Annotated in this window: 5 protein-coding genes and 1 pseudogene; 3 read left to right on the top strand and 3 right to left on the bottom strand. The window is 62.9% G+C overall.

Annotated features, from left to right (window positions below):
- The 3 genes and pseudogenes from ACIQ17_RS30145 to ACIQ17_RS30135 all read left to right on the top strand — a co-directional run.
- Nucleotides 1-650, top strand: a pseudogene (locus ACIQ17_RS30145) (aconitate hydratase); the annotation flags it as partial.
- A gap of 195 nt (nucleotides 651-845) precedes the next feature.
- The gene (locus ACIQ17_RS30140) at nucleotides 846-1,601 is read left to right on the top strand and encodes a DUF1223 domain-containing protein (RefSeq protein WP_398473136.1); all 756 of its coding nucleotides are present in this window, start codon (nucleotides 846-848) and stop codon (nucleotides 1,599-1,601) included.
- 368 nt (nucleotides 1,602-1,969) lie between these two features.
- Nucleotides 1,970-2,329, top strand: a complete 360-nt coding sequence (locus ACIQ17_RS30135; RefSeq protein ID WP_398473135.1) for a DUF2794 domain-containing protein — start codon at nucleotides 1,970-1,972, stop codon at nucleotides 2,327-2,329.
- Between the two features lie 98 nt (nucleotides 2,330-2,427).
- Here the strand turns inward: ACIQ17_RS30135 and ACIQ17_RS30130 are convergent, their stop codons facing one another.
- From ACIQ17_RS30130 to ACIQ17_RS30120, 3 genes are all read right to left on the bottom strand, one after another.
- Complete coding sequence (locus ACIQ17_RS30130; RefSeq protein WP_398473134.1) at nucleotides 2,428-2,952, bottom strand: GNAT family N-acetyltransferase; 525 nt, start codon at nucleotides 2,950-2,952, stop codon at nucleotides 2,428-2,430.
- Nucleotides 2,953-3,036: 84 nt separating this feature from the next.
- The gene (locus ACIQ17_RS30125; protein WP_398473133.1) at nucleotides 3,037-3,822 is read right to left on the bottom strand and encodes a Bax inhibitor-1/YccA family protein; all 786 of its coding nucleotides are present in this window, start codon (nucleotides 3,820-3,822) and stop codon (nucleotides 3,037-3,039) included.
- 297 nt (nucleotides 3,823-4,119) lie between these two features.
- On the bottom strand, nucleotides 4,120-5,635 hold a 1,516-nt coding region (locus tag ACIQ17_RS30120), incomplete at its 5' end, for an ABC transporter permease (protein WP_398473132.1).

The raw sequence follows: 5,635 nt of genomic DNA, 5'->3' as shown, positions 1-5,635 counted from the left end.
CGATCAAGCTCACCTCGCCCGCCGGCAAATATCTGTCGGAGCATCAGGTGCGCCCGGCTGACTTCAATCAATACGGCACGCGCCGCGGCAACCACGAAGTGATGATGCGCGGCACTTTCGCCAATATCCGCATCAAGAACTTCATGATGCAGGGCGCCGACGGCAATGTGCCGGAAGGCGGCATGACCAAGCACTGGCCCGATGGCGAGGCGATGTCGATCTTCGACGCCGCGATGAAGTATCAGGCCGAGCAGGTCCCGCTGGTGATCTTTGGCGGCGCCGAATATGGCAACGGCTCGTCGCGCGACTGGGCCGCTAAAGGCACGCGCCTGCTCGGTGTGCGCGCCGTGATCACCGAAAGCTTCGAGCGTATTCACCGCTCCAACCTCGTGGGCATGGGCGTGCTGCCGCTGACCTTCGAGAATGGTTCGTCATGGAAGAAGCTCGGCCTCACGGGCAGCGAGCAGGTGACGATTCGCGGCCTCGCCGGCGAGATCAAGCCGCGCCAGAAGATGGTGGCGGAAATCACGATGGCGGACGGCAAGGTCCACAACGAGACGCTGCTCTGCCGCATCGATACGCTGGACGAGCTGGAATACTACCGTAACGGCGGTATCCTGCATTACGTGCTGCGTCAGCTGGCCGCGTGAGCCCGGTTGCTGTGACGTCGTGCCTCACCTCGAAGTGAGTGGCTAGTGATTGGAAGGCGGCCTATGAAGGGCCGCCTTCTTCTTGAGAAGACGTCTGTTTTTTGATGACCCCATCGAGCGGCGCCAGATTGGTTTGCCCAGATCTGGTTGACCCAACTCCGAGCGCGGCACGTCTTGATGAAATTCTCCTGTGATATGTCGCGATGGACTGGTGCGCTCGGCGCCTGCCTCGTCGTCGCGTTCAGTCACACGGCGTCCGCCACAAGCACGCAGACACAGCCCCGTGCCGTCGTGGAATTGTTCACCTCGCAGGGCTGCTCGTCCTGTCCGCCGGCGGACCAGATCATCGGAGATCTCGCCAAGGATCCGTCGGTGATCGCGCTCAGCATGCCGGTCGATTACTGGGACTATCTCGGCTGGAAGGACACGCTGGCCGATTCGCGCTTCAGCGCCCGCCAGAAAGCCTATTCGCAGATGCGCGGCGATCGCGACATCTATACGCCGCAGGCCGTCGTCAACGGCGCGACGCAGGTGATCGGCAGCGACGCGACAAAGATCAAGACCGAGATCGATAACACCCGGAAGGGCGCGGCATCGGTGATGTCGGTGCCGGTGTCGGTCTCCGTGTCAGGCAAGCATGTGAACGTCTCCGTCGCCGCATCGACGGAAGCGTCGAGCAACAATCACGGTGAAGTGTGGATCTGCTCGGTATCGAAATCGGTGCCGATCACCGTCGGCCGTGGCGAGAATCGCGGTCGCGAACTCACCTATTACAACGTCGTGCGCAACTGGCTGAAGGTCGGTGATTGGAACGGCAGCGCTGCCAACTGGTCCGTGCCGCTGGAAAACGTGTCGCGCGATGGCGTCGATGCCGCCGTGGTCTATGTGCAGGACGGCTCGCGCGACCGGCCCGGCCCGATGCGCGGTGCGGCGTATACGTCGCTGCGGTAACTATCTTAACAGAAGCTTATTGGCCGGGCTCGCCGCGGAATCTGCGTCTTCGCCTTTAGGCCCCCCCAAAAAAGAAAAGGACCAACTAACGTTGGCCCAGTGGGGATTATTATACTCACTGCGCAGGGTCCGATCCCAACGACCGCGGGGGGCTGGGGGCTGAGGAATCCGAGACCGGAAGAACCGGACCCGACGCAGTATCTTCTTGTCGCAAGCCACAAGGGCATTCGATGGGCTGAAATTGGGCGGCAATAAGATTCGCCTAACGTTCCCGTGACGAAAGATTTCTTCTTTCCAGCACCGGGAATCCGGCCTTGCGGCGTAGGGCCGACGGCGCAATCATGTAGGTGATATGACAGGAGGCGCCGATGCATGTGATTTCGGGAGATAATGACCCCACTTCGAATCGCGGGACGACGGGCCCGGCGCCGGCTCCCGTCGTCAGCTTCAACCGCATCGAACTCAGCCGTATCCTCAATCTCTACGGACGCATGGTCTCCGACGGCGAGTGGCGCGACTACGCGATCGACTTCCTGCGCGACCGGGCGGTGTTTTCGGTGTTCCGGCGCGCGTCGGAGATGCCGATCTACCGGATCGAGAAAGACCCGCGGCTGGCGCGCAAACAGGGCATGTACAGCGTGATCTCCGCCACCGGCATGATCCTGCGCCGCGGCCATGAACTGGACCGGGTGCTGCTGGCGATCGATCGGAAACTGGCGGTGGTGTGAGGCTTTGGCTCCCCGTAGGGCGGATGAGCGAAGCGTAATCCGCCGCGGAGTTTCCACCATGAATTCGGCCGGCGGATAACGCCTTCGGCTCATCCGCCCTACGGCAGCGTCTCGCCGCCGTCCCCCAGCGCCTTCTGCATCGAGACGGTATCCAGCCAGCGGCCGAATTTGAATCCGACATTCGGGTTGGTGCCGACCATTTCGAAGCCGGCATTGCGATGGACGGCGATGGAGCCCGCATTGGCGCTGTCGCCGATCACCGCCACCATCTGCCGAAAGCCCTTGGCCGCGCATGATTCGATCAGGGTGGCAAGAAGCCGGCTGCCGATGCCCCGGCGCTGCGCGGCAGGCGCCAGATAGATCGAATTCTCGACGGTGAAGCGATAGGCGATCCGGGGCCGATAGGAACCGGCATAGGCATAGCCGAGCACCTGATCGCCATCGACGGCCACGAAATAGGGGAAGCCCGCGCTGGCCAGCGCCTCATAGCGACGGGTCATTTCAGCGAGATTCGGCGGCTCGATTTCGAAGGTCGCGGTGCCATGCAGGACCGCCTCTTCATAGATGGCGGTGATGGCGGGAAGGTCCGCGGCCACAGCCGCGCGGATGGTGAGCTCGGGCATGGCGGAACCGTAGGACCGGTTCCCGCAAAAGAAAAGCCCCGGCTCCTGGCCGGGGCTTCGATCTCGTCTGGCTGTTCGCCGAACTTACTCTTTCTGTCCGAGCAGCTGCAGCAGCAGCGTGAACAGGTTGATGAAGTTCAGGTAGAGCGACAGGGCGCCAGTGATGGCCGCACGCTCTGCGATGTCGCCGCCCTGGGAGGCGTAGCCGTAGATGTAGTCGTTCTTCAGACGCTGCGTGTCGTAGGCGGTGAGGCCTGCGAAGATCAGCACGCCGACCACCGAGACGATGAACTGCAGCATCGACGAGGCGACGAAGATGTTCACGATGCTCGCGATGATGATGCCGAACAGGCCCATCATCAGGAACGAGCCCATGCCCGTCATGTCACGCTTGGTGGTGTAGCCGTAGAGGCTCAGCGCACCGAACGAGGCCGCGGTGATGAAGAACACGCGCACGATCGAGGTGTGCGTGTACACCAGGAAGATCGACGACAGCGAGATGCCCATCAGCGCTGCGAATACCCAGAACAGGAGCTGGGCGGTCGCCGGCTTCAGGCGGTTGATACCGAACGAAATGGCGAACACCATCACCAGCGGAGCGGCGATGAAGACCCACTTCAACGGGCTGGCGAACATGTAGTAGCCGAACGCCGACAGATGGGTCGAACCGACCCGGGCCACGGCATTCGAGGCGTCGGTGACGGCGCCCATATACACGCCCAGAGCAGCAAAGCCGGTGATGGCCAGGCCGATGGTCATGTAGTTGTAGATGCGCAGCATATAGGAGCGCAGACCCGCATCGACGGCGGCGGCGTCGCGGGTGCCGGCCTGGCCGAAGGGGGAAGCGTAGTTACGGTCTAGATCCGACATGGTCGAAACCTCGATAAGTTGTCCAGGCGCCCGCAAAGGGTGTGCGTCGCTGGTCCGAATTATATCCCAGATTCAGCGCCGTACGGGATGAATATCTCGACACAAACGCTGAAGGCCTGACCCAAAGGGTATGTGGTAAACTAACACATTCCCTGCAAGCTTCCACGCGTGGCGGAATGTCGCTCCGCATGTCACACAGCCGAAACTGGTAAATGGCCGTGCCCGCAACGGCTTGCGGATTCTGCAGTGTTTTCGTCCGAATCAACCGCCGCTGTGACCGCATCGTACCGAAACGGGTCACAAATTCCGCAACACGGTGGCCGGCTTCTGGGTCAGGGCTACCAGCGTACCCAGCAAACCCAGTCCCACTGTGACAATAAGCGCTGCCAGAACCACCCCGGCCGCGCTGCCGCTCTGCCAGGCGAAACCGAGATTCATCAGGCGCGTGACGATCAGCCACGCGGAGACCGAGCCGGCAATGACGCCGAACACCGCGGTGGCGAACCCGATCATCAGATATTCGAGCGCATAGGCACCGAGCAGCCGCGCGCGAGTGGCGCCGAGGGTCTTCAGGATGACCGCGTCATAGACACGGTGACGATGACCGGCCGCGAGTGCGCCACCCAGCACGAGGATCGCCGACAGCAGCGTGACGGCGCTGGCCCCGCGAATCGCCAGCGTCAGGTTGGTGACCACGGAGCCGACTGTTTCCAGCGCCTCGCGCACCCGCACCGTCGTCACCATCGGGAAGGCATCCGCCACCGCCTTGACCAGAGCCGCATCCTGCGCCGGATCAGACTGAGGCTCGGTCAGCGTGGCGATATGGGTATGCGGCGCACCGCGGAACGCATTGGGCGAAAAGACGAGAACGAAATTGATGCCGAGGCTCTGCCAGTCGACACTGCGCAGGCTGCCGATTTTCGCCGTCAGATCGCGGCCGAGCACGTTGACCACGACCTCGTCGCCGAGCTTGAGCCCAAGCCCGTCCGCCAGCTTCTTCTCGAACGAGACCAGTGGCGGGCCACTGTAGCCCTTCGGCCACCACTCGCCTTCGACCACCTTGGAGCCGCGCGGCACCTCGTCAGTGTAGCTGATGCCGCGGTCGCTCTGCAGCACCCATTCGGCATCGATGGAAGGCTTCAGGTCCTCGGCCTTGACGCCGCGGGCACCGACAATGCGACCGCGCAGCATCGGCACCTCTTCCACCGTGGATTGCGGCTGCTTCTCTTTCAGGAAGGCGCCGAAGCGCTCCGCGTCGGTGGACGGAATATCGATGAAATAGAAGGACGGCGCCTTTTCCGGCAGTGAGGCCATGAATTGCCGGCGCAGATTGCCGTCAATCTGCGTGATGGTGACCAGCACCGTGAGGCCGAGGCCGAGCGACATCACCACCGATGGCGTCAGCGCGCCGGGCCGGTGGATGTTGGCGATAGCAAGCCGCAGCATGGTCATGCGCGGGCGTGGCAGTTTTCGCGCGATGGACATCAGCACGCTGGCGATCCCGCGCAGCAACGCGAACACCACCACCGACGACACGACGAAGATCGCCGCGACGCGCTTGTCATAGGCGAGCCCGATGACAACGGTGATGAGGACAGCCACCACCACCACCATCCAGGCGAGATAGCGCGTCTGCGGTCGCCGCGATTCCGTATGCGCGGCATCGCGGAACAGGGCGGCCACGGGTACGTCATGCACGCGGGCCAGCGGCCACAGGCCGAAAGCGAGTGCCGTCAGGAGCCCGTAGAGCAACGACAGCGCGAGGCCGCCGGGATGCAGGGCCGGCACCACCGGCAGCGGCAACAGATTGCCG

This window comes from Tardiphaga sp. (assembly GCF_044340795.1).
Classification (GTDB): Bacteria; Pseudomonadota; Alphaproteobacteria; order Rhizobiales; family Xanthobacteraceae; genus Tardiphaga.
Note: the sequence above shows the minus strand (reverse complement) of the source record. Positions and strands in the feature narration are given on the sequence as shown.